Below are 22,275 nucleotides of genomic sequence, written 5' to 3' on the forward strand. Positions count from 1 at the left end.
GAGCTTTCCGATCAGCATAAGACAACACATAAAAAAAGTACGCCCATAAAGCGTGCTTTTTTTATTTTAGGATAAAGATGAAGTTTGTAGATGAAGCAGTGATAACTGTCGAGTCAGGGAGAGGGGGCCCGGGCAAAGTCAGTTTCCGTAGAGATAAATTAGTTGCGCGTGGCGGACCCGACGGTGGTGATGGCGGTCGTGGAGGCAGTGTCATTTTTAAAGCAACCTCTCACTTGAATTCCCTCTTGGGTTTAAAATACAAAAAAGTTTTTAGAGCTAGCGACGGTGAACCCGGAGGAGCCTCGAGACACACAGGACCAGATGGTCAAGATGTCATTCTAGAATTTCCAATCGGCACTATTATTCGTGAGAAAAATTCCGACGATACATTAGAACTTACTGTGCACGGCAAAGAGTACGTTTACCTTAAGGGTGGCCGTGGTGGAAAAGGAAACAACTTCTTCAAAAACTCCATCAACCAAGCACCTATGTTTGCTCAACCTGGAGAGCCTGGGGAAAAAAGAGAAATCAAAATTGAATTAAAACTTCTAGCAGACGTAGGCATTATTGGATTCCCGAATGCAGGGAAGTCTACGCTCATTTCTAAAATCTCCGCGGCTCGCCCAAAAGTGGCAGACTATCCGTTCACTACTCTTGTTCCCAATCTTGGTGTAGTGGATTCTGGAGATTACACCACATTTGTGGTGGCGGACATTCCAGGGTTAATTCCAGGAGCGCATGCAGGTGCTGGTTTAGGAGTGAAATTTTTAAAACACATCGAAAAAACAAAATGCTTTTTACATTTAATCGACGTGAGTCAGTTCAACGAATACAAGCCAATGGAAAGTTTTGAGCTTATTAATCATGAATTAAAGGCCTACGATGACACCAAGCAATCGGAAGAGCCTTTGGCAACAAGGCCGCAGATCGTTGCCCTCAACAAGTGTGACATTGTAGATGCTGATGAACTCCAAGGAATTAAAAGATCATTCGAGAAAAAAGGTTACAAGGTATTTATGATTTCGGGCCTTAGCGGCTACGGACTGAAAGACGTGGTTTTTGCTTTAAAAAAATTAATCGATAAACAAGCTTTGCAAGCAGCAGAAGGATAATATGGCAGAAAAAATAGGAATATTTGGCGGAAGTTTCAATCCAATCCACGCAGGACACTTGAATAGCCTTCGTTATGTGATGAAGAAAAATAAACTTTCCAAAGTTTTTTTAGTCCCCAATAACAAAAATCCATTAAGAGAAGCAAGTGAAGATATGCCTTCTGGCGATCATCGCGTGAATATGATTAAGCTTGCATTAAAAGATGAAAAAAATGTTTCTGTAGATGAGCAAGAAGTCAATCGTGGCGGGACAAGCTACACCATCGAAACAATTCGTTTCTACGAATCAAAATATGGATCAGAAAACATTTTCTTTATCATGGGAGCGGATAGTTTTGAGAGTTTTGATCAATGGAAAAATTATGAAGACATTTTAAAAGCTTCAAACCTCATTGTAACAACCAGACCTCACTCGGAACTTCCTTTCGAAGTTGAGGATTTTCCAAAAGGACTTCAGCCATTAGTAAAGAATTTTGAACCCAATGGCGTGGCGAAGCTAAAATCTGGAAGACAAATTATCTACACACAACTTGAAGACCTGGATGTTTCGGCAACTCAAATTAGAAAAAGATTTAAATTAAGAAGAAGCGTAGATTCATTTTTAAACTTTGAAGTTGAGCAATACATTAAAGAACACGATCTTTATGCGCCCCTCGACAAGAAAATTCCTGATTTCGAAGAATTCACAAAGCTTTGCGCCCAAGTTCTCTTTGACAAAAAAGCCATTGCCGTTCGTGGTTTTGATTTGAGAAAAATGAATGCTCCAAGTGAATACTCATTGGTTTGCTCAGGAACAAGTACCAAGCAAACGGTATCACTTGCGAACTCTCTCGTTCGCTATGTGAAAGAAGAATACAATGTTCTACCGATCAGCTTAGAAGGGCTCGATGAAGGTCGCTGGGTTCTAGTGGATTATGGAGCACTCATTGTTCATGTATTCTATGATTATGTTCGTAATGAATACCGCCTAGAAGAATTGTGGAGAGAAGGTATCGATTTACAGCTCAAAGACACAGCGGCCCCGCCGAAAAAATAATCATGAAGGTTATCTTTTTATATATCGAATCTCAGAAAGAAGATTGGGCTTTAGAAGCTCAATCTCTTTATACGGAGAAAATAAAAAGATTTTCCGAGTTTGAAATCATTAAAATCAAAAGCCCATCCATCGCACGAGATAATAAAGCACATAAAATTGAAGAAGAATCCAAAATGATTCTTGGAAAACTAAAGAGTGATGATTATTTTATCCTTTTTGATGAAGAGGGAAAAATCTTCGATTCAATTGCCTTTGCGCAGAATTTTAAGAAAATTCAAGAATCAAATCCTAAGAGAATAGTTTTCCTCATCGGTGGTGCTTTCGGCGTTTCAACAGAGGTAAAGGCGAGAGCGAATCAAAAGCTTTCACTTTCAAAGATGGTAATGAATCATCACGTCGCTCTCACTATGGCCTTAGAACAAATTTACCGCACTTTCACAATCCTAAAAGGCATCCCCTACCATAATTCTTAAGACTTCGGACAAACCGACGAGAATCGACATCATAATTCTTAACAAAGAGTACATTTTGATTTATTTTTGAGTTTATGAAAGCTCTTCTTATTATCCTTGATGGTTTCGGTCATTCTGAAAAACACGAACACAACGCTATTTATATGGCTAAGACGCCAACCATAGATAGTTTGATGAAGACGTATCCGCATAGCTTGCTGAAGAATTCAGGCGAGGCTGTTGGCTTGCCTGAGGGAATTATGGGAAACTCAGAAGTAGGTCACTTAAATCTTGGTGCCGGTCGAGTGGTCTATCAAGAACTTACCAGAATTAATAAATTCATTCGTGAAAAAGGTTTTCACACTCTTCCTGATATTCAAAGAATTGCACAAAACCCTATGGGCGCTTTACACTTTATCGGGCTTCTTTCAGACGGAGGAGTGCATTCGGATCAAAAGCATTTATTGAAATTGGTTGAATCGGTTAGAACTCTTTCCAAAGATAAGCCGATCTTTATTCATGTCATCACGGATGGAAGAGATACTCCTCCGAAAAGTGGAATAGATTTTGTTAAAGAACTACAACATCAAGTTGATCTCTTGCCAAATGTGCAAATTGCAACCGTTGTTGGTAGGTTCTATGCGATGGATAGAGATCAAAGATGGGAAAGAGTGGAAATAGCTTACAAAGCTCTGACTCAAGAGGGCTCAGTAGAAGAATTCGATTCTGCGGAAGAAGCAGTTCTGGATGCTTATAAAAAAGAAGAAACAGATGAGTTTATTTTACCAAGACAAATCCGCGGAGGCGTGAGAATTTCTCCGCAAGATCAGGTGATGTTCTTTAACTACCGTGCCGACAGAGCCAGAGAAATTTCTCTAGCAATCGCTGGTCCAGGCTTTGATAAATTCACAACGCCAGTCAAAGTTTTTTCAGAAAATTGGGTAACGATGACAAGATATCAAAAAGATTTTCCATTTAGACCACTATTTGATCAAGACTCTCTCAAAAATATTTTAGGTGAAATTGTCTCTCAAAAAGGATTTAAACAACTGCGCGTTGCCGAGACAGAAAAATATGCGCACGTAACATATTTCTTTAACGGGGGATTAGAAAAAGCATTCGATGGCGAAGATCGGATTTTGATTCCGTCTCCTAAAGAAGTAAAAACTTACGATGAAAAACCCGAGATGAGCGCGTTTGAGGTTACAGATAAACTTCTTGAAGGAATGGACAAAGATTATAAATTGATCGTGGTGAATTACGCGAACGGCGATATGGTTGGCCACACAGGAAACGAGCAGGCCGCAATTAAGGCTGTCGAGACTCTTGATAAGTGTGTTGAAAAGTTGGTAAGTAAAGCTCAAGCAAGAAATTTCGATGTGATCATTACGGCGGACCATGGGAACTGCGAAGAAATGATTTCGGAAACTGGCGAGGCAATGACCCAGCATTCGATGAATCCGGTTCCCTGTATCTTGGTTTCTGAAAAACATAAAAACGTAAAAATGCATGACGGAGCCCTCTGCGATGTGGCCCCAACGATATTAAAGCTATTCAATTGGGAAAAACCGGCGGATATGTCTGGAAATCCTCTTTTTTAAATGAATCTCGGACAAAAATTTACGTGAGATCGTAGGTATGCGATTTCTCGCACTTGGCATATTTGCAGTGATATGGGGAATGAATTCTTATTTTAGAAATTGCAAAAATTGCGGACTCAGTTTTTTCCATAATGATTTTAATCCCATAGATTTCTTTTGTAAGAAGTGTTGGTTTGAATTGGAAAAATACAAAACACCGACTCAATTTAAAATCTACAAATCTCCGGAAGTTTTAGTCAGGCCACTATTTTTGTGGGATGAAAAAGAAAGTGAGGTCGGAAATCTGATCCACGGATTGAAGGGTGGAACACCTTTCGAGATTATCCGTAAGCTTTCCTTAGAAATCATTGCCAGGGAATCTCCGGCGCAGGACGCTATTATTGTGCCGGTTCCCTCGTCCAAAGTCGGGGAAAAAGACCATGCTTATCAGATCGCAAATATCATTTCTGAGGAACTGGGATTGCGGCTATGGTGCGGTCTTCGATGGGAAAATAAAAGCACGAATCAAAAGTTCCTGAAGAAAACCGAGAGGTTCGTAAGCACCATGACAAAGACCGAAAGATTACCGCCCACCAGACAAGTGATTCTCATAGACGATTTGGTGACAACGGGAGCTACGGCGACGGCTGCTTACAAAGCCATCAAAAGTCTAAATCAAATTGAAGTTTGGGCACTTGCTTGCAGGATTTGACAGATTACTGATAAAATTAACAGATATGATTTTTTCCTTTATTGCACCTTTTATAGTTGCGACCGTCGTTCTTGTCCCAAAAACAGGAGTCGAGGACAAAAAGCAACCGGAGATTTCTGAAGAAGCAGAAGCATCTGCATCTAAAGAAGTTCCTGTGATCAAGGAAGAAAAAAAAGAAGGAGTCATAACCCTCAGGAAAGCTGCGCCCAAATATAAATACATCAAAGTTGGGAAAGGAAAAAAGGCTAAGAGAAAAAAAGTTTTGATTAAAGAAGCTCCCTCCAAAACAGAATTTGACGAAGAAAATTTAGATGCCATTTACGAAAAAGAGCGTAAGTATTTCAATACAACTCGTGAAGCATTTTTTAAAAAGAAAAAAACATCATCAGGCGTTTCGGGTGCCTTAGCATCTATTCCAGCAGCAGTTGCGAATTCTATAGCGGTAAATGTCTCTGAGGCAAAAATTGCAAGAACACCAAAACCTCCTCCTCCACCGGCAAAACCTGTAATGCAAACCGCAGAGCAATTCTTGAACGTAGAAGATGCCATTCAAGAAAAAAGAAAAATCGCTGCAAAAAATTCTGAGAAATTCGAGAGACTAGAGAAGGCTGAAAAAAAATTAGCCGAACTCAAAGAAAAGAAAAAATCTAAAACAGATAAAGATAAGGCACCCTTAACAGATGCGGAAGTCAAAGATGAGCTTCAGCAAGAGATGTTGCGTGCGGTGGTCATAGAAGGCGAAGCCACAGAAAATAAGCGCGGTCCAAGTTCGTTGAAGGAAGATCCTAAAAAAATCCTTAAAAAGATCGAAACCAAATACATCACTCACTTTGTGAGAATAGATGTAAAGTCTGAGGTTACCCAGGCCCTTTTAGAGCGTACAAAAACCTATACGGGGAAGCTTTATATGGCTCCGGAAGGTCGTTTTAAGATGGATATGAAGGAGCCCAATAAGCATATGTTGCTTATGAATGGTAAAAATATCTGGGTGGTAGATTATCCTCTTGACGAGACGCAGGATAAAGTTCAAATACTACACTCTAAATCAGCCAAGAACCTGAAAAACCAAGCTTTTTTAGATATTTTTATGGGCGTTGGCAGTTTAGAAAAAAGATTTAAAATCGAGAGTTCAGATAAAAAAAATGATGAAATTACATACAAACTTATTCCAAAAGAAAAAGATGCACAAATTGAGCGAGTCGAACTCAAAGTTGACGTTCAAGCTGAGCTCATCTCCAGCATCACTTTCTGGGATTCATTGGGCAATAAAACACAGCTCAGGTTTAGCGAACAAGACTTCAGTGAAAAAGTGGACAAAGAAATCTTCAAATTTAAGCCTCCGAAGGACGCTGCCATTACCTACCTCTAGCTGCGAGATAATTTAATGATAAAAAATAGCCAAGAACAGGAATCAAACACTTCGACGCAAAAAAATGCCCAAAAAAGAAAAGTACACTTTATTAGCTTGGGTTGTCCTAAGAATTTAGTGGATTCAGAAATGATGATTGGTTCCCTCACGCAATCAGATTATGTGATCACAGACAGCGCGGAAGATGCAGAAACTATCATCGTAAATACATGTGGATTTATCGAAGACGCAAAAAAAGAATCTCTTTCTACAATCTTTGAAATGTCTCGCATGAAAGAAGATGGAAAGCTAAAACAGCTCGTAGTGGCGGGCTGCCTCACGCAACGATACAAAGAAGATCTAGTGAATGATCTTCCTGAAGCTGACGTATTCGTAGGATCTGGGGAATTCCAAAACATCGTAAAAATCCTAGACGAAAACAGATTGGATGCGACGAAGAAAAGATTCTTCAATCTTCCAACTTATTTACAACAAGAAAACACTCCGAGAGTGAACTCACAAATGCCTCATAGAGCTTACTTAAAAATTTCTGAAGGTTGTTTAAAAAGATGTGCATTCTGTGCAATTCCAAAAATCAGAGGAAACCTTCAGTCACGAACTATAGAAAATGTGGTGAACGAAGCGAAGCTTCTGGTCGCTGGCGGAGTAAAAGAACTGAATGTGATCTCTCATGACTTTACAGATTACGGTTGGGATCTTCGTAGAAAAGATCCAGAAAATATGACAAGCCCAGTAGAGCTTTTAAGAAGACTTTCGGATATTAAAGGACTTGATTGGGTGAGAGTACTTTATCTATATCCAGATGGCATCACTCCCGAAATGGTAAAATTGGTAAAAGAAAAAAATAATTTGGTTAAGTATTTCGATATGCCTCTTCAGCACATCAACAATGAAATGTTGAAGAGAATGAATCGCAAAATGACTAGAGAAGAAATTCAACAAGCGATCACAAATATCAGAACTGAAATTCCAGATGCTGTGATCAGAACTCAATTCATCGTTGGATTCCCAGGTGAAACAGAAGAGTATTTCCAAGAATTATTAGACTTTGTTAAAGAACAAAAATTCGACCGCGTTGGCTGCTTTAAATATTCTCCCGAAGAAAGCACTGCCGGCGGCAAAATGACAGATCAAATTGATGAAGATATCAAAGAAGATCGCTTTCACAGATTGATGTCACTCCAGCTTCCAATTTCCAAAAAGAAACACAAATCAATGATCGGATCTGTAATAGACGTGATCGTAGAAGGCGTGAGTGAAGAATCAGAACTTTTATTAAAAGGAAGATCATCACAACAAGCCCCAGACATCGATGGCATTGTTTACATTAACGAAGGTGACGCAAAAATCGGTGACCTCGTAAAAGTAGAAATCACCGACGCCATGGAATACGATTTGATTGGAAAAATTATTTCCGAAAATTAATCCCCACGTTGAATTACCGGATTAAATTCGAATTTCGAATATTATTTAGACTCTAAACGAAATAAATAAAACATGAATATGATTCTAAAAATGCAAATAGGATCTTTGCTTTAAGCGAAGATCCTATTTGGATGAAACTCCTAGGTCTTAGAAACCAAGGAGCAACACGAATGAAAACCTCTACACAGGTATTAATTCGTCAGATTTTGAGTTTTACTTTAATCGTTTTAAGAATTTTGTGGCTTTTGTTACAGATTTTGAATCAATTTTAGAAATTTAAAAGAGAAGTCCTAGCGTATTCAAAGACAAAGGATTGGGCTTAAACCCTAGACCACTGGTTGTTTTAAAAAAACGTGGGTCTTCGTCTTAAAGCACTACTATCTTACAAGCGCTTGGAATACGAAAAAAAGAAGCACCGAAAAAATAAACATCATGGTTGCGCGAGCAGAGAAAATCATTGTTGTTGTCCTATAAATCTAGCTGTGTGTCTTTAAAATGTATCAATGTCTTAGATAGTATATGTCCGGATAGTTTCTGCCAAGCCCATTATCATCTAATCCGTAACCAACCACATATCTGTCTTCGATGGTTTTTCCGATGTAGTCGGCTTTGATGTTGATAACTCTTCTTGCGGGCTTATCCAACAAGGTAACAATTTTCAGAGATGCAGGATCGGAAGACAGGATTCTATTCTTCAAGAAAGTCAGTTTTCTGCCGGCATCGATAACTTCTTCAACGATAATTACGTGTTTGTCTTTGATTTGAGTCGTGATGTCTTGATTGATAGTGATAACGTACTCCCCGCTTTTGCTTTTTTGGCTACTGAGGGATACAAAATCTATTCTTTGAGCCAAATTGATCTTACGGGAAAGGTCTGCGATGAATGGTAAGGACCCCTTCAGAACCCCAACAAGTACAATCGGTCTGCCTTTGTAGTCATGCTCGATTTCTTCTGCGATTCTTCCGACGATTTCGTCGATTTCATCAGCTTTTAGGTATGGAATCATGTCGTCTTTAATTTGTGACATATGGTCTCCTGGATGAGGTCTAATATTCTTGATCGTTATTATGTGATAAATGACTGTCTAAGGCTATTTCTGTCAAGCGTGTCTCGCGAGCCAACTGCAAATAGTGTTTTGCATCAGCATTCTGAGAATCTCTCATCTGAACCTTTTCCCACTCTTCGACGGCTTCATAAACGCGGTTCATTTGGTATAAGTAAACCCCAAGGCGAACTCTAGCCTCGATATTTTGAGGGTAGTCTCTTAGGAAAAGTTGAAGCTCTTGAATTGCTCTTTGTTCCTTATGGATCTTCATAAAGCATTCGGCAATTTTTAGGATCAATAATCCAGGATTGTTCGATAACTTCTTAGCCTTCATGAATTGTTCTAAAGCATCTTCAAACTTCTCGATTTGAAGGTACAAATCTCCCAGTTCCATGTGTTTTTGGGTGATCCTGTCTTCGATGAATGGATCCGATTGCATCTTTGTTTCGTTTAAACGTTCTTGGGCTTCTTCAAAGACTTCTTTTGCTTCTTCATATCTGCCCAAATCATTTAAAATGATTGATAAACCAACACTCGCATCCGTATAAGAGGGATCGATTTCTAAAGCTTTTTTGAAAGACTTGATGGCTTTATTGAATTGGCCCTTGTCATAGAAAAGAGTCGCAAGCATCTGGTAAACTTCTGGGTCTTTGTTGTTTTGAAGAATAGCTTGCTGCAAAAGAGGTTCTGCGGTTCTATAGTCGCCCTCAATAAAGCTTTCTTTAGCTTGCGCCATCATCTCGCGATATCCGGTGCGGTTATCACTATATGCCATATTTACTCTTCACATCGCTAATCTGGTCGTTGTTATCGCTCGTTGGGAACTTTTTAGAAAGTTGTTCCAATAAGCTCTTTCCTTTTCCCACTTCACCAATTTCCAAAGCACTGATGGCACCTTTGAGGTAAGCTTCCGAAGTCAATTCTGCAGGAGCAGGCATCTTCGTGAGATTCTCAAAGCGTCTCATCGCACTTAAGTACTTTTCTTTTTTAAAATACCAATTGGCAATGTACGATTCTTTTTTAGCAAGCATATCTTGGGTGGCTTTTTTCTTTTCAGCCGCAGTTTTTGCAAAATCAGTTCCCGGATACTTATCAAGAACTATATTGAACTCTTGGATAGCTTGAACACCTTTAGACAAATCGCGATCAATCGTCGTTGGCAATTGATTGAAGTAAGAAAGTGCCAATTGCAAACTCACGTAAGGAATTTGCGGATGATTCGGATATAAGTATTTAAAGTTCGAATAAGAAAGCGCCGCTGATGCAAACTCTTCTTTTTTAAAATAAATATCAGCGATTCTTAAATCTGATTCTTTTGAATATTGTGAGTAAGGGAATTTATTTTTAATTTCGTCGTAACGTCTAAGAGCTTCTTCGTAGCGTTCATCGTCTTCATACTCTTTGGCTTCTTTGAAAGCTTTTTCTGCTGAATTCACATCGATGGGATCTGGAGTTGAGCAGGAAACTACTGCTAGCGATAACAATAATGTTGTTAAAAATACTTTGAAAAAGTTCAGTCGCATAAAACTCCAATTGTTCGGTACCGATTCGACGTAACGATTTTATACGCGATGAGTTTTTAATGTCAAATCTTATGCCCTAAATTTGATCAATTGATCATAAATTGTATAGAAGATGAGTTTGAGAACGCTAGCTACAGGAACAGAGATGATCATGCCCAAAACACCCATGACATTTGCTCCAATAATGAACACAACAATCACAGTTACTGGGTGTAAATTCACAGTTCTAGCTACCACAAGTGGGATGATAAATACGATATCTACTAGTTGCGCGATAAAATAAACCATCGACATCAAAAGTACATTCAAGGAAGGTTCTTGATTGATAATGGCAATAATAAAAGCAGGAACCGCACCAATGAATGGGCCCACGTAAGGAATGAGGTTCATCACCGTGGCAAAGATTGCCAAGAATAAGGCATAAGGAAATTGAAGTATCGTTAAGCCAATCCAAACAACAATTCCCACAATAAAGGCTTCCACCAATCTTGCGCGAATAAAATCTCCAAGTTGAAGGTTAATTTTATGACTCAGAGAAAGCGCCATTTCGAAAACATTATTTGGAAATAGAGAGAGTAAATTTCTAGAGATTTTTCTGCCGTCTTTAAGCATGAAGTAGCAAAAAATCGGACCTAGTAAACAAACAGTCAAAAATTGTTGAGCAAACTTTGGAGCATTTTGTAAAAATCCAGTGACACCACTTTCGGCAAGCCTTGCGATATTTTCACCAATATCATATTTGAAAACGTAAGGGATAAAGTCCTTCAGTTGATTTTCCCATTTTTGAATAAGAAAAGTCACACCCTCAACATACTTAGGCATTTCCAATCGTAGTTCACGAATTTGTTCTACAACGAGAGGAATCGTAATGAAAACAAGTGCCGTCGTTAAAGCCAATAAAGTAAAATAGGGAATAAGAATAGCAGAATTTCTGCTCATCCCCATGCGCTCAAGATATCTTACGATCGGAGTGATGAGATAGGTCGCACCAAAAGCCAGCACAAAAGAAATAAGCATGTTCTCAACAATTAAAACAACTGTAGAAAGTAAAACCAATGTGAATAAGACAGCGGCAAGCCTTAGTAGGCGCTCACGCTTTATTAGTGTGGGTAGTGCTTTCATTTCCTCTATGTAGCTCCGTAAGCATCTTCATTTCATTTCTAAGTTGCGAAATTTTCTCTGTTGTAGATTTAAGTCTTTTTCCTACGACCTCAGCGAGACTCATTGTGATTTTAGCGCCGATGGAAGGATGACCTTGCAAGATAACATTGAGGTCAGGCTTAAAGAAACCAATCAATACGGAATCTTCCGATGCCGTCGCATGAGCGGTTCTTTTTCCGTGATCTTCCACCAGAGAAAGCTCTCCAAAAAAATCGCCTTTTTTTAGTTTTGTAATCAGAACTTCACTGAATTTATCATTAGCACTTGCTGTAACATCTTCAAGTTCCACGACCGAAATATCTACGGCACCCTTTGCGATGATGTACATTCCGATCCCGATTTCACTTTGTCTGAAAACAGTTTCACCCGCTCTGTAGTGTCTTTCATGAATTAGTTCTTCGACAATGCGAATTTCTTTTTTAGTTAAAGAGCTAAAAATTTTATTTTGATGAAGAAGATTGGAAATTTTTTGAGATTTCTCTTCTTTCTTAAAAATATTTTCCCAAAGGAGATTGATCATAAAGCGTTTGCCTCAAAATGTATTTGTCACAAAAAGTTGATCGCGTGCAGCCCATCCCACGCGTCCCGTTGGATCTTCTATCTTATACCATTCAGCTTCTTTGTCACGAATCAACACTTCTGTTCCCTCTGGGATTTCAAATAGAGTTCCATATTCTGCATTAGGACCCGTTTTAACTTCAGCGAGCTTTACAATTGTGGTTGCCTTTGTTGTAACAAGATCCTTAAAACTAAAGAAACTCACAACGCCCAAACAAACAGTAATCACCAAAAATAGAATCGGCTTTGTTCCTAAAATAGGAGTAGCCTCGTCGTTTGCGAAGGCCTTCCTTTTTGCGCCCAAAAACTTAATAAACATAAACCCAGAAACAAAAAGACTGAGCAAAAAGAACGGCCAAATCATGTTGAATGAAAGGTGGTCCACGATGAGCTTTTCCAACCAGACCCAAGTAGAATCAGTAGTTTTTGCTAAAGGCTTTGCAGACATTTGACTCACAGCAAAATCAACTGCTTGCCTAGCCTCATTTAATTGCGGATTAATCGATAGCGCCTTGCGCCAAAGACCTATTGCTAGACCTGTTTTTCCCAGCTTGTACTCGGTCAGACCTAAATTGTATATTAGATAACTGTTGTGAGTGTGGGATTTGAGAGCCTCCTCGATTGTGGTTCGAGCAGCTTCAAAGTCATTACTTTGATAACTTTTCTGATAATTATTGAAAGCAGAACTTGGATCACCCTCTGCTGCAAAACAAATATTGGAAGTGCCTGCTGATGTTGTCAGATAAAATAATACGAACGCAATTTTCATCAAAGTTGTTTTCATCATTCACACATTTTAAAAGGGCTTCGGCTCTGTGATCAAGAAGTATTAGGTACAGAAAAATAAATGAATTTTTATCGGAAAGGACAGAGGCTATGTCGGGCGGTTTATTAGGGAATGATTTATGGGAATCAAAAAAAATTGACGATTTATTGAATCAAGCAGTGAAGGAAGTTTCTGCTATCAGCGAAAAGATTGATGGCGTCAGAGAACCTAATCCCAAATTTACAGAGAGCGCAAAAAAAACTATGGATACCGTAGGCCAAATGAGAGGCCGTCCATTATTTTATCCCTACATTGGAAGCGGGATTGGAAGAGGTCCTTACACAGAAGTTGAAGACGGAAGCGTTAAGCTGGATTTGATCAATGGTATTGGGATTCATCTGATGGGACATTCGCATCCAGGCGTAATCAAAGCCACACTTAAAGGAGCTTTGAGCGATATCGTTATGCAAGGTCATTTAGAGCCAAATCGTGAATACGTGGAATTCCATGATCGAATCACAAAGCTAGCCGCAAAAAATTCAAATCTTAAGCACGCTTGGATTACAACATGCGGAACAATGGCCAATGAAAATGCTCTCAAGATGGCTCGCCAAAAAAATTCTCCAGCGAGAATGATCTTAGGATTTAAAAATGCATTTGCTGGAAGATCGACATTGATGGCAGAACTTACGGATAACCCGGCCTACAAGCAAGGTCTTCCGGATTACAATGAAGTTCTAAGAGTTCCTTACTACGATGCAAAAAACCCAAAAGAAAGTTCTGAAGAGGCACTGAGAGTCGTAAAAGATCACGTAGCAAAGCATGAAAAAAACATTTCTGTATTTAGCTTTGAACCCATGCTGGGTGAGGGCGGATATATTTACGCTCCAAAAGAATTCCTCATTCCAATTTTTGAATTCTTAAAAGAAAAGAAAATTGCAATCTGGGCTGATGAAGTTCAAACCTTCACGAGAACAGGAGAATTATTCGCTTACGAAACTTTAGGCATCGGGAAATATATAGATCTGTGTACAATCGCAAAGACTGCACAAGTGGCGGCAACACTTTACACGGCGGAATACAATCCGCAACCGGGTTTGATAGCGGGAACGTTTGCTTCTAGCTCGGGATCTCTAGCAGCAGGAAATGAAATCTTAAGAATTTTAACAGAAGAAAATTATTTAGGACCAAACGGGAAGATTGCAAGCATCCACAAGAAATTTATAGCGATGTTGAATGATTTAAATCAAACAACGTGCAAAGGATTATTGCGAGATGCAGGTGGTTTAGGGTTGATGATTGCTGTGACGCCGCTTGATGGCAATAAAGATAGAGTAGGAAAACTACTTCAAGTTCTCTACAAAAACGGTCTTATGAGTTTTGGGTGTGGAAAAGATCCATTGAGATTGAGGTTCCTAATTCCTGCGGTAATGCAAGATAAGGACATCGAGGTAGCAAAGAAAATTCTAGAAAAATCCATCTTAGAGTGTGCCTCCTCCTCCTCCTAATACATTGTCGTTCGTGGGCGGCGCTAGGTGGCCGGTAATAATAACTCGTCGTGAGACGATAACTGATCGAGGTGTTTATGTCCTATATCCTAAGAAGCGTAGAAGAGCGCGACGTTCGTGATTTGCAAGTGTTGAGTTCGCAATTTACGATGATCAATCTTCCAAATGATGCAAAGGTGTTGGCGAGAAAAATCGAAAAGAGCCAAAATTCTTTTGCGGGACTTATTAAAAATAATGCGGAAGCAGAATATATTTTTGTGGTAGAAGACACAGAAACAGAAAGAGTTGTTGGGAGTTCATTAATTCTTGCAAAGCATGGAACCAAAGAGGAGCCACACTTTTATTTTAAAGTGACAAAGAAAGAACATTTCTCGAGTGACTTAGGAATCGGATTTGTGCATCAAGTTCTAAAACTCGAAGAGGAAGCCAACGGACCTACGGAGATCGGCGGTCTTTTGGTGGACAGTGAGTACCGGAGGGATCCCGAAAAAATTGGTAAACAAATTTCTCTGGTGAGATTTTTGTTTATGGCAATGTATCCTGAAAGATTCGAATCAAAAATTTTATGTGAACTCTCTCCGCCACAAATGGCCCAAGGTAAAAGTGAATTCTGGGAAGCGATGGGAAGAAGATTTACTGGGCTGCCATACCAAGAGGCGGATAAACTCAGTCATAGATATAAAGAATTTATTCATAGCTTGTTTCCGAAAGAAGAAATCTACACGTGTGTTCTTTCATCTGCTGCAAGATTTGTTTTAGGCAGAGTGGGTGATGAGACAAGACCTGCCCAGCATCTATTGGAAAAACTAGGATTTAAATATTTAAACGAAGTCGATCCATTTGATGGGGGTCCGCATTTTGGAGTGGTTACCAATGAGGTTCCACTCATTAAAAATGCAAAACATTTGGAAGTGTCTTCTCGTGATCAAGCGGAATTTAAAAATTATGGCTTAGTTGGATTTATGAGAGACGGGAAATTTTTGGCTAAGCATACCGCTTATCATCTAGATGGTGATCGTATTGTGTTACCAGGAACAACCAAAGAAATTTTAAAACTTAGCGCAAATGATAAAGTTTGTTTAACTGAAATAGTATAGGAAGAGTTATGTCAGAGAATCTTTACCGCGGCGATTACATTAACAAAGAATTTATGATTCCGGCTAAGCCTGATGGCGAAGTGAAAGACATTTCTCCGTCTGATAAAAAAGACCTGATCATGACATTCGAATATGCTTTTGATCATGTGAATAAAGCTGTAGAGGCAGCGAAGAAAGCTTTCCCGCATTGGGCAGGGCTTTCGCTTCAAGAGCGCACGCACTATCTAACAAGACTAAAAGAAGTTTACACAGCTAGAAAAAATGATTTAGCAGAAGCTATTTCAAGAGACATGGGAAAACCATTATGGGAAGCGCTGACGGAAGCTCAAGCTATGATTGGGAAAATTGATATTACGCTGAATGAGTCTATGAAGCTTGTAGCGACTCAAGAATTTGAAAATGCCCTACCTGGAGTAAAAGGTGTTGTTCGTTTTAAACCTCGCGGAGTGATGGCGGTTCTTGGGCCCTTTAATTTTCCAGGACATTTACCTAATGGACACATTATTCCAGCATTGATTACGGGAAATACAGTTGTATTCAAACCTTCCGAACAAACTCCTTTTGTTGGCCAGATTATGGCAGAAATGTTTCACCAGGCAGATTTTCCGCATGGTGTTTTCAATATGGTACAAGGTTTGGGAGAAACTGGCCGAAGATTGGTGGCGCATGAACTTGTGGATGGAATTCTCTTTACCGGTTCCTACGATACAGGATTAAAAATCAAACAAGAAACCATGACTCATTACTGGAAGATTTTAGCTCTTGAGATGGGCGGGAAAAATGCTTCATTAGTTTGGGATGATACGGATCTTGATAAGGCAATTTATGAGAATCTTCAAGCTTCGTTCTTAACTACGGGACAAAGATGTTCTTGTACAAGTCGTTTGATCCTTCATAAAAATATTTATGATCAATTTATGGATAAGTTCTATAAAGCGGCAAAAAAATTAACGATCGGTCACTGGAAGGACAACACTTTCATGGGGCCACTCATCAATGATACTGCAGTAGAAAATTATTTAAGATTTCAAGGGATTGCAGTTAGAGAAGGAGCAGAATGCTTGATGCGAGGGAAGGCTCTCGATAAAGAGCTTAATGGATCTTACGTGACACCAAGTATATATCTAATTGATAAGCCTTCTGAAAAATCAGTTTATCAAAAAACAGAAATTTTTGGCCCAAACTTAGCAGTTTATAAAACCGATGATTTTGATCAATCGTTAGAACTGATCAACTCTACGGGCTATGGATTAGTGACTTCGATTTTCACTAAACAAAAAGAACTTTATGATAAATTAAATCAGCAAGCTCGTGTAGGTTTAGTGAACTGGAATAGAGGAACTATTGGTGCAAGCTCACGCCTACCGTTTGGTGGAATGGACAAGTCTGGAAACGATAGACCGTCGGCTCACTTTGCCGTTCAGTATTGCACGGTACCGGTAGCAAATCTGGAGGACCCAACTCCATTTGATGCGTCTAAGCTTCCTCCGGGCTTAGAGGTGATTTCTTGAAGTTTATCAAAATTTTGTTAGCCACGGTATTTGTAGGTGCGTTGTTTGTAACGACTTATCTGTATTTTCAGCTGAAACCAAGATCGGGTCAGTCCGAAAAAATTCTTATCGAAGTAGAGCCCGGTCCTTTCAAAAATGTGATCGATGATCTTCACGAAAAGAATGTGATTCAAAATAAACGCCTGTTCTCAATCATTGCGACTTTTACAAAAGCGGACCAAAAAATCAAAATGGGTGAGTACGAAATCACAACAGATATGTGGCCTCACGAAATTTTAACCATCCTTGTTAGTGGAAAGAGTGTTCAAAGATCTTTTACAGTTCAAGAAGGGTTAAACATCTTTGAAATTGCGCAAACTTTTGAGCTCAACAAAATCACTACGGCAAAGCAATTTTTAAAACTGGTTAGAGATCCCAAGTACACAGAGCAATTGATTGGATTCAAAGCTTCATCGCTAGAGGGTTACTTATATCCAAATACGTATTTTTATACTAAGGGGATGAGTCTAGATAAAATCATTCGCATGATGGTGGATCATTTCAATAATGTTGTGTCCGAGATTGCGCCACAACTTCAAGAAGATAAAGCTTTGCGCCACAAAATGGTAATATTGGCGAGCATGATTGAAAAAGAAACCGGAGCTCCGGAAGAGCGTCCCACTATTTCATCGGTATTTTATAATCGCATGAAAAAAAATATGAAGTTTCAGTCTGATCCTACAATCATGTATGGCATTGCCGTTCAAAAGGGCTTTATGTCGAACAACATTAGAAAATCTGATATTCTTGCTAAGACTCCATACAACACGTACACAGTTCCAGCTCTTCCTATTGGTCCCATCGCAAACCCAGGAAAAGATGCGATCTTGGCAGCGCTTAAGCCGGAAAAGACAGAGTATTTATTTTTTGTGAGCATGAACGAAGGTAGACATTATTTCTCGAGAACCTACCAAGAGCATGATGACGCCGTAAAAAAATATCAAAAAGACCGCAGAATGCGCGAAGGCAAATCTTGGCGCAATCTCAAGAAGTAAATCTTTAGAAAATTTGGTTATTCGATATTCATCTTTTGTTTGATTTGGGCGACTTCTACTTTGTCTAGGTTTGAGCAATGTAAGAAGTGCGATACTTTATCGCTTAGGCACTTTGAGTGGTTTCTAATTCCACCGCAAGAAAGTCTATTGTCGTAGCATTTTTTAACTTGGTTTCCACCGAATTTTTGATGAAGAGAGAGAAGTTCTAAATCCAATTGTCCCTCTGCGATTTCTTCAGGAGTAACTTCAACGGTTGCTGCAGAGACAGAGGCAATTCCTCTCTCGACTTCTGTGGATTTCCCGACCTCATAGAATTTATAAACGCCCAGAACTGATACAATAAAAAGTAACATAGTGATCTTGTTTTGTTCAGCAGCGTTTTTCATGAATATTGATCGGACAAAGGTCTTAGGACCTTTAGAGATTTCAAGCACCTTTAGAGATTTTCGAGAGAAATCTTCTGATTTACGAGAGTAAAGCTCTTTGTATTGCTGTCGAACTTTATGACATTTAAGTGTGCGCTAAGATTATTATCAAAGCCTGGAACTATAATTTCACTCATAGGATCGTCATCGATATTGATGTAAGCAAGATTAGTGGCGTTCCCGCCCAGTAAAAAATAACCTTCGTATTTACTGCCAGTATCAATTTGAGACACAAGTTCATAATTGTATTGATTAATGATTTTATAGATTTCCACCATAATTTTATTACTGATTTTTACCTTCATAATTTGGTAAGGCTCAGAATTGGTGTCTGGAGTGAATACAAGAATAGAGAGAACTTTTCTGTCCAGTTGTAGTGACGGAAATATCAAAGCGGAATTGAGTGACAGAATGTAAACAGCAAGTATTAAGAAGCCCACAATAAAAAAGAATGTTTTTTTATAAGCGGTTAGCTTTAAAATATTTGTCTTCAGCATTTTTAGTAAAATCATCACTTGTCTCACTTAGTACCTTAAGTTTATTGTATGACATATGAAACCACAAGACCTTTACAAGCTGATTGAATCTAGAAAATCCATTCGAAAGTACAAAAAAGATCCCGTACCTCAAGATGTACTAGAGAGAATCCTCAACGCCGGAATGCATGCCCCATCTGGAAAGAACAAGCAGAACTGGAGATTCTTTGTGGTTCAAGGGAAGAAAAAAGACGAATACCTGAAATATTCGCAAAAAAGCTGGTTAGGTATAAAAGATATTCTTCAAAAGACACTTAAGCCTTCTCTATATGAATTCACAGAAAGATTCTTCTATACTCTTGGAGATGCGCCCGTACACATCTTTTGTTACTCATTGAATGATCCAGAAGAGCGTCACTACACAAGTATTGGTAGTGTCTATATGGCTGTGGAAAACATGATTTTAGCGGCGGTGAGTGAGGGACTTGGAACTTGTCCCATGGGAGCACCACTTGAGATTAAAGATGATGTGGATAAATTTTTAGGAATTAAAGACATTGCTGTTCCTGCGGGAGCGGAATTGGAACTTTTGTGTGGACTTGTTTTGGGTTATCCCGATCATGAACCACCGAAGGCCCCAAGACAGGTTGAGGGAAGAGTAACTTACTTAGGGTAATTCTTCCGCTTCGGTCTTACAGACGTAACAAATCGTGTAGAACGAAGAAAAGGGCACGCCATCATCTCTAACGCCGCGGTAATGTCCTGAGGCGGTTTGATGGCAGTTGTATTTTGTAGAAAGATTTTTGTTTAAAATTAGGGTCTCCTGGGCGCGCTCGCAGTTGAAATTATTTTCTCGAAAAAAATCTTGATTTACCAACTTGCATTTTCCATTTGGAACCTCGAGCTTTAGATTAGAAGAGGCTTTGAATATGTTAAAGGAACCCACTTCACTTTTGAGAGGAAGTGTACATTCCTTGCTCTGAGCTAAGGAACCGAAAGAAATCATAATGATTAAAATATATTTCATAAACACCACCATCTAAAAATTATTATATCAAAAATTAAAGACTCCATAGCGAGAGTTGTAAATTGGATAGGTACGTCAAATTTCTTTACAGAGTTCCTTGTGGTGTAAATCAATATACGCTCTAATGAGTCCATTAAGGGGGATTTATGAAATATATTTTAGTTCTTACGGTAACGTTTTTTGCACAATTTTCAGTTGGGGGAACCATCGTTTTGGTAGAGACAAATAAGGGAAATTTCGAAATCGAATTGAATGATGAGAAAGCTCCAGTTTCATCAGAGAATTTTTTAAAGTATGTAGACTCAGGTTTTTATAACGGCACAATCTTCCACAGAGCAGTCAAAAATTTCGTCGTGCAAGCGGGAGGATTAACCTCGGACATGCAGGAGAAAGAAACATTAGCTCCTATCCCAAGCGAAGCCAAGAATGGTTTAAGTAATCTTAAGGGCACATTAGGAATGGCAAGAACAGCAGACATTAATAGCGCCACTTCACAATTCTACGTAAACACTAAAGACAACACGGGACTGGATTACTCTTCAACAAAAGCAGGATACACAGTCTTTGGAAAAGTGATCAGCGGTTACGAAGTGATTGAGGTCATCGAAAATTCTCCGGTTCATTCCGTGGATGGATACGATGATGTCCCTCAAGAAGCAATTGTTATAGAGAGCATGAAGAGAAAGTAAATGCGTATACTTTTTCTTATACACATAGCAACACCGCGGCGGTGTTGCTATGTGTCTTTGGTCTTTGGAAATCAAATCGATCATTTTTTCTGAACTTTAATGACTCGGTCCTAATTCCAAGACATTCCCCATGGATACTGAGCTAATTGTGGGCTAAACAACATCTGACAACTTCCACTTTCTAGCATATTAATTGCAAATTAACTGAAGTATATAAGAACAGTATTGATTAAAGCCACTTGTTCAATGATCAAAACTTGTTTGAAAAAGAGCTGGTCATTGATCGGCGTTTTTTATGACGTTACATTTCGCCCGCGGCGAAGCTCTGCGATGGCAGTAATTGGATTATTTTAAATTTTGCTTTAAATATTCTAAAAGTAGATTTGATTTTTCAACTCTTCCCATCAGATGGTATGCCTTGGCCCAAACTGCGGGGCTGCCAACTGGAACTTCTTCCCATTCTTTTATGACTAGTGTTGGGACGTTGAAAACTCCTGAGCTTGTGCGGATCGCAAAGCCGCCGATGAGATCAATCGATGTATTTTCTATTTTGATTACGCATAAATATTTTGAAGGAAATAATTCTGTTGGAGGCTTTACTTCATAATTGAGACCTTTAAGCAAAGGCTCAACAGTTTCCCATTCTGCGTCTGTCGTAAGGTCCCAATCGCGCACATCTTTTACCAACCCTAAGCAAGCCATCAATCCGCTGCCTCCCAAAGCATGCTTAATGCCCGCCTTCTTTAAGCGAGAAGAAATTTCTTTCAATGCGGAGAAATCCGGAGTTTGCATGTATACCCTTACCACTTTCAATTATTTTTTATTTTTTGAAATTGCAGTATCATAACGAATGTCCTCCGCTCGCTCCCGCGATCATAAGATTTGTTTTTTCAACCAATCGGACATTCTAGAAATAATATCTTTATTCGTGAATCGGCTTCGTGACCACCAAATGCCATATTTACTCTGGCCTCCTGGTTTTTCGCGAATGATGTAGAGTTGCTTAGTCTCCACTTCGTCTTTGACGACATAACGAGGTAGCAAGCACCAACCGAAACCACTTAAGCAGGCGGCGCGAGCAGTAGATATGTCATTAAAGTACGCTGCAATATTAAGTTTATTTTCATTCTCTGACTCTGAAAAAATCTTGTCAGGATAAAGACGCTCACAGGCCAAGTGAGGGGTTTGGTAGAGCCCGTGGTTTTCAATCATAGTTTTATATTTTTTAAGAAACGATTTTGAAGCGACGGCAACAATTGGTTCTGAAATGAGTTGCTTGTAAGCTAATTGCGGATCAGAGGGTCTGTCGCAATCAATTCCAATATCAATCTTGCCATTCAAAAGTGCTTCCTCAGTTCCGTTTTCAAAAGTGTAAAGAGAGAGTTTTGTATTTGGAAAGAGTTCAACAAGTGTCGTGAACTGTGGCGCCATGACTCTGGCTGCAAACTCACGGTTCGTTCCAATTCTTAAAACAGATTGAAGTTCTGCAAGCTGAGTTTGAACGCGGATGGAGTCTCGTGTTTGACTATTGAGTCTTCGGCCAATTTCTGTGAGTACCCATCGTCCATTTCTTTTTTCTATGGCTGGATATTTCTCGCTGATGCGAGCCAACTGCCGGGATACACCTGAGGCATCTTTGCGGAAAGCCTGTGCCGTCGCCTCAATAGTTAATGCCTCTTCTAGCTCCAAAAGAAGCTCACAGTCGGAAGAGGAAAGTGGAAAACGATTTTTTTGCATGAGGCCCCCTAATAAATCTCAAAGTACTAGA

The 22,275-nt window shown here is 39.3% G+C and carries 24 protein-coding genes; 13 read left to right on the plus strand and 11 right to left on the minus strand.

The window, feature by feature from the left end; translation table 11 throughout:
- The first annotated feature begins 77 nt into the window (after positions 1–77).
- The 7 genes from obgE (at position 78) to rimO (ending at position 7,686) form a co-directional block, all read left to right on the plus strand.
- Positions 78–1,112 carry a GTPase ObgE gene (gene obgE, locus V4596_04990; GenBank protein ID MES2768483.1) on the plus strand — a complete coding sequence of 345 codons (1,035 nt, stop codon included), beginning with the start codon at positions 78–80 and terminating at the stop codon, positions 1,110–1,112.
- A gap of 1 nt (position 1,113) precedes the next feature.
- The gene (gene nadD, locus V4596_04995; GenBank protein MES2768484.1) at positions 1,114–2,148 is read left to right on the plus strand and encodes a nicotinate (nicotinamide) nucleotide adenylyltransferase; all 1,035 of its coding nucleotides are present in this window, start codon (positions 1,114–1,116) and stop codon (positions 2,146–2,148) included.
- 2 nt (positions 2,149–2,150) lie between these two features.
- Entirely contained in the window at positions 2,151–2,621 is a 471-nt protein-coding gene (locus V4596_05000) for a 23S rRNA (pseudouridine(1915)-N(3))-methyltransferase RlmH (GenBank protein MES2768485.1), read from the plus strand.
- Positions 2,622–2,695: 74 nt separating this feature from the next.
- Positions 2,696–4,201: a 2,3-bisphosphoglycerate-independent phosphoglycerate mutase gene (gene gpmI, locus V4596_05005; GenBank protein MES2768486.1), complete on the plus strand. Its 1,506-nt coding sequence runs from the start codon at positions 2,696–2,698 to the stop codon at positions 4,199–4,201.
- Between the two features lie 37 nt (positions 4,202–4,238).
- On the plus strand, positions 4,239–4,892 hold the full coding sequence (locus V4596_05010) for a hypothetical protein (protein MES2768487.1): 654 nt from the start codon (positions 4,239–4,241) through the stop codon (positions 4,890–4,892).
- A gap of 25 nt (positions 4,893–4,917) precedes the next feature.
- A complete protein-coding gene (locus V4596_05015; GenBank protein ID MES2768488.1) occupies positions 4,918–6,261 on the plus strand; it encodes an outer membrane lipoprotein carrier protein LolA in 1,344 nt (447 codons plus the stop codon).
- A gap of 15 nt (positions 6,262–6,276) precedes the next feature.
- Positions 6,277–7,686, plus strand: coding sequence for a 30S ribosomal protein S12 methylthiotransferase RimO (rimO, locus tag V4596_05020; protein ID MES2768489.1), 1,410 nt, complete (start codon positions 6,277–6,279; stop codon positions 7,684–7,686).
- Between the two features lie 500 nt (positions 7,687–8,186).
- Here rimO and hpt read toward each other — a convergent pair whose 3' ends face one another.
- The 6 genes from hpt to V4596_05050 form a co-directional block, all read right to left on the minus strand.
- On the minus strand, positions 8,187–8,714 hold the full coding sequence (hpt, locus tag V4596_05025) for a hypoxanthine phosphoribosyltransferase (GenBank protein MES2768490.1): 528 nt from the start codon (positions 8,712–8,714) through the stop codon (positions 8,187–8,189).
- A 19-nt stretch (positions 8,715–8,733) separates the two neighbouring features.
- Positions 8,734–9,507, minus strand: coding sequence for a tetratricopeptide repeat protein (locus V4596_05030; GenBank protein ID MES2768491.1), 774 nt, complete (start codon positions 9,505–9,507; stop codon positions 8,734–8,736).
- A complete protein-coding gene (gene bamD, locus V4596_05035) occupies positions 9,497–10,255 on the minus strand; it encodes an outer membrane protein assembly factor BamD (protein ID MES2768492.1) in 759 nt (252 codons plus the stop codon). The genes V4596_05030 and bamD overlap by 11 nt, the downstream gene beginning before the upstream one ends.
- A 69-nt stretch (positions 10,256–10,324) precedes the next feature.
- On the minus strand, positions 10,325–11,377 hold the full coding sequence (locus V4596_05040) for an AI-2E family transporter (GenBank protein ID MES2768493.1): 1,053 nt from the start codon (positions 11,375–11,377) through the stop codon (positions 10,325–10,327).
- Positions 11,346–11,936, minus strand: a complete 591-nt coding sequence (locus V4596_05045; GenBank protein ID MES2768494.1) for a cyclic nucleotide-binding domain-containing protein — start codon at positions 11,934–11,936, stop codon at positions 11,346–11,348. Before V4596_05045 ends, V4596_05040 begins: the two co-directional genes overlap by 32 nt.
- 12 nt (positions 11,937–11,948) lie before the next feature.
- Entirely contained in the window at positions 11,949–12,761 is an 813-nt protein-coding gene (locus V4596_05050; protein ID MES2768495.1) for an SH3 domain-containing protein, read from the minus strand.
- A gap of 89 nt (positions 12,762–12,850) precedes the next feature.
- On the opposite strand from V4596_05050, the gene V4596_05055 reads away from it, so the two are divergent.
- The 4 genes from V4596_05055 (at position 12,851) to mltG (ending at position 17,890) form a co-directional block, all read left to right on the plus strand.
- A complete protein-coding gene (locus V4596_05055) occupies positions 12,851–14,248 on the plus strand; it encodes an aminotransferase class III-fold pyridoxal phosphate-dependent enzyme (protein ID MES2768496.1) in 1,398 nt (465 codons plus the stop codon).
- 77 nt (positions 14,249–14,325) lie between these two features.
- A complete protein-coding gene (locus V4596_05060) occupies positions 14,326–15,345 on the plus strand; it encodes an arginine N-succinyltransferase (GenBank protein MES2768497.1) in 1,020 nt (339 codons plus the stop codon).
- Between the two features lie 8 nt (positions 15,346–15,353).
- Positions 15,354–16,856 carry a succinylglutamate-semialdehyde dehydrogenase gene (locus V4596_05065; GenBank protein ID MES2768498.1) on the plus strand — a complete coding sequence of 501 codons (1,503 nt, stop codon included), beginning with the start codon at positions 15,354–15,356 and terminating at the stop codon, positions 16,854–16,856.
- Positions 16,853–17,890 carry an endolytic transglycosylase MltG gene (gene mltG / locus V4596_05070; GenBank protein MES2768499.1) on the plus strand — a complete coding sequence of 346 codons (1,038 nt, stop codon included), beginning with the start codon at positions 16,853–16,855 and terminating at the stop codon, positions 17,888–17,890. The genes V4596_05065 and mltG overlap by 4 nt, the downstream gene beginning before the upstream one ends.
- 17 nt (positions 17,891–17,907) lie before the next feature.
- Here mltG and V4596_05075 read toward each other — a convergent pair whose 3' ends face one another.
- Positions 17,908–18,276 (minus strand): hypothetical protein, encoded by a 369-nt coding sequence (locus tag V4596_05075; protein MES2768500.1) that lies wholly within the window; start codon positions 18,274–18,276, stop codon positions 17,908–17,910.
- Between the two features lie 50 nt (positions 18,277–18,326).
- Entirely contained in the window at positions 18,327–18,827 is a 501-nt protein-coding gene (locus V4596_05080) for a hypothetical protein (GenBank protein MES2768501.1), read from the minus strand.
- Between the two features lie 40 nt (positions 18,828–18,867).
- Here V4596_05080 and V4596_05085 point away from each other — a divergent pair, with 40 nt between their 5' ends.
- On the plus strand, positions 18,868–19,467 hold the full coding sequence (locus V4596_05085; GenBank protein MES2768502.1) for a nitroreductase family protein: 600 nt from the start codon (positions 18,868–18,870) through the stop codon (positions 19,465–19,467).
- On the opposite strand, the gene V4596_05090 is transcribed toward V4596_05085, so the two are convergent.
- On the minus strand, positions 19,459–19,818 hold the full coding sequence (locus V4596_05090; GenBank protein MES2768503.1) for a hypothetical protein: 360 nt from the start codon (positions 19,816–19,818) through the stop codon (positions 19,459–19,461). The two genes, V4596_05085 and V4596_05090, sit on opposite strands and share 9 nt — an antisense overlap.
- A gap of 146 nt (positions 19,819–19,964) precedes the next feature.
- Between V4596_05090 and V4596_05095 the strand changes: the two genes are divergently transcribed.
- The gene (locus V4596_05095; GenBank protein MES2768504.1) at positions 19,965–20,507 is read left to right on the plus strand and encodes a peptidylprolyl isomerase; all 543 of its coding nucleotides are present in this window, start codon (positions 19,965–19,967) and stop codon (positions 20,505–20,507) included.
- Positions 20,508–20,852: 345 nt separating this feature from the next.
- Here V4596_05095 and V4596_05100 read toward each other — a convergent pair whose 3' ends face one another.
- On the minus strand, positions 20,853–21,299 hold the full coding sequence (locus V4596_05100) for a hypothetical protein (protein ID MES2768505.1): 447 nt from the start codon (positions 21,297–21,299) through the stop codon (positions 20,853–20,855).
- 81 nt (positions 21,300–21,380) lie between these two features.
- Entirely contained in the window at positions 21,381–22,244 is an 864-nt protein-coding gene (locus V4596_05105) for a LysR family transcriptional regulator (protein ID MES2768506.1), read from the minus strand.
- Positions 22,245–22,275: the final 31 nt, after the last annotated feature.

The organism is Bdellovibrionota bacterium (genome assembly GCA_040386775.1).
Classification (GTDB): domain Bacteria; phylum Bdellovibrionota; class Bdellovibrionia; order Bdellovibrionales; family JAEYZS01; genus JAEYZS01.

Excerpts from the sequence above, each read along its gene's own strand:
- obgE (MES2768483.1), top strand. The coding sequence starts at position 78 with ATGAAGTTTGTAGATGAAGCAGTGATAACTGTCGAGTCAGGGAGAGGG.
- nadD (MES2768484.1), top strand. The coding sequence starts at position 1,114 with ATGGCAGAAAAAATAGGAATATTTGGCGGAAGTTTCAATCCAATCCAC.
- V4596_05000 (MES2768485.1), top strand. The coding sequence starts at position 2,151 with ATGAAGGTTATCTTTTTATATATCGAATCTCAGAAAGAAGATTGGGCT.
- gpmI (MES2768486.1), top strand. The coding sequence starts at position 2,696 with ATGAAAGCTCTTCTTATTATCCTTGATGGTTTCGGTCATTCTGAAAAA.
- V4596_05010 (MES2768487.1), top strand. The coding sequence starts at position 4,239 with ATGCGATTTCTCGCACTTGGCATATTTGCAGTGATATGGGGAATGAAT.
- V4596_05015 (MES2768488.1), top strand. The coding sequence starts at position 4,918 with ATGATTTTTTCCTTTATTGCACCTTTTATAGTTGCGACCGTCGTTCTT.
- rimO (MES2768489.1), top strand. The coding sequence starts at position 6,277 with ATGATAAAAAATAGCCAAGAACAGGAATCAAACACTTCGACGCAAAAA.
- hpt (MES2768490.1), bottom strand. The coding sequence starts at position 8,714 with ATGTCACAAATTAAAGACGACATGATTCCATACCTAAAAGCTGATGAA.
- V4596_05030 (MES2768491.1), bottom strand. The coding sequence starts at position 9,507 with ATGGCATATAGTGATAACCGCACCGGATATCGCGAGATGATGGCGCAA.
- bamD (MES2768492.1), bottom strand. The coding sequence starts at position 10,255 with ATGCGACTGAACTTTTTCAAAGTATTTTTAACAACATTATTGTTATCG.
- V4596_05040 (MES2768493.1), bottom strand. The coding sequence starts at position 11,377 with ATGAAAGCACTACCCACACTAATAAAGCGTGAGCGCCTACTAAGGCTT.
- V4596_05045 (MES2768494.1), bottom strand. The coding sequence starts at position 11,936 with ATGATCAATCTCCTTTGGGAAAATATTTTTAAGAAAGAAGAGAAATCT.
- V4596_05050 (MES2768495.1), bottom strand. The coding sequence starts at position 12,761 with ATGATGAAAACAACTTTGATGAAAATTGCGTTCGTATTATTTTATCTG.
- V4596_05055 (MES2768496.1), top strand. The coding sequence starts at position 12,851 with ATGTCGGGCGGTTTATTAGGGAATGATTTATGGGAATCAAAAAAAATT.
- V4596_05060 (MES2768497.1), top strand. The coding sequence starts at position 14,326 with ATGTCCTATATCCTAAGAAGCGTAGAAGAGCGCGACGTTCGTGATTTG.
- V4596_05065 (MES2768498.1), top strand. The coding sequence starts at position 15,354 with ATGTCAGAGAATCTTTACCGCGGCGATTACATTAACAAAGAATTTATG.
- V4596_05075 (MES2768500.1), bottom strand. The coding sequence starts at position 18,276 with ATGAAAAACGCTGCTGAACAAAACAAGATCACTATGTTACTTTTTATT.
- V4596_05080 (MES2768501.1), bottom strand. The coding sequence starts at position 18,827 with ATGATTTTACTAAAAATGCTGAAGACAAATATTTTAAAGCTAACCGCT.
- V4596_05085 (MES2768502.1), top strand. The coding sequence starts at position 18,868 with ATGAAACCACAAGACCTTTACAAGCTGATTGAATCTAGAAAATCCATT.
- V4596_05090 (MES2768503.1), bottom strand. The coding sequence starts at position 19,818 with ATGAAATATATTTTAATCATTATGATTTCTTTCGGTTCCTTAGCTCAG.
- V4596_05095 (MES2768504.1), top strand. The coding sequence starts at position 19,965 with ATGAAATATATTTTAGTTCTTACGGTAACGTTTTTTGCACAATTTTCA.
- V4596_05100 (MES2768505.1), bottom strand. The coding sequence starts at position 21,299 with ATGCAAACTCCGGATTTCTCCGCATTGAAAGAAATTTCTTCTCGCTTA.
- V4596_05105 (MES2768506.1), bottom strand. The coding sequence starts at position 22,244 with ATGCAAAAAAATCGTTTTCCACTTTCCTCTTCCGACTGTGAGCTTCTT.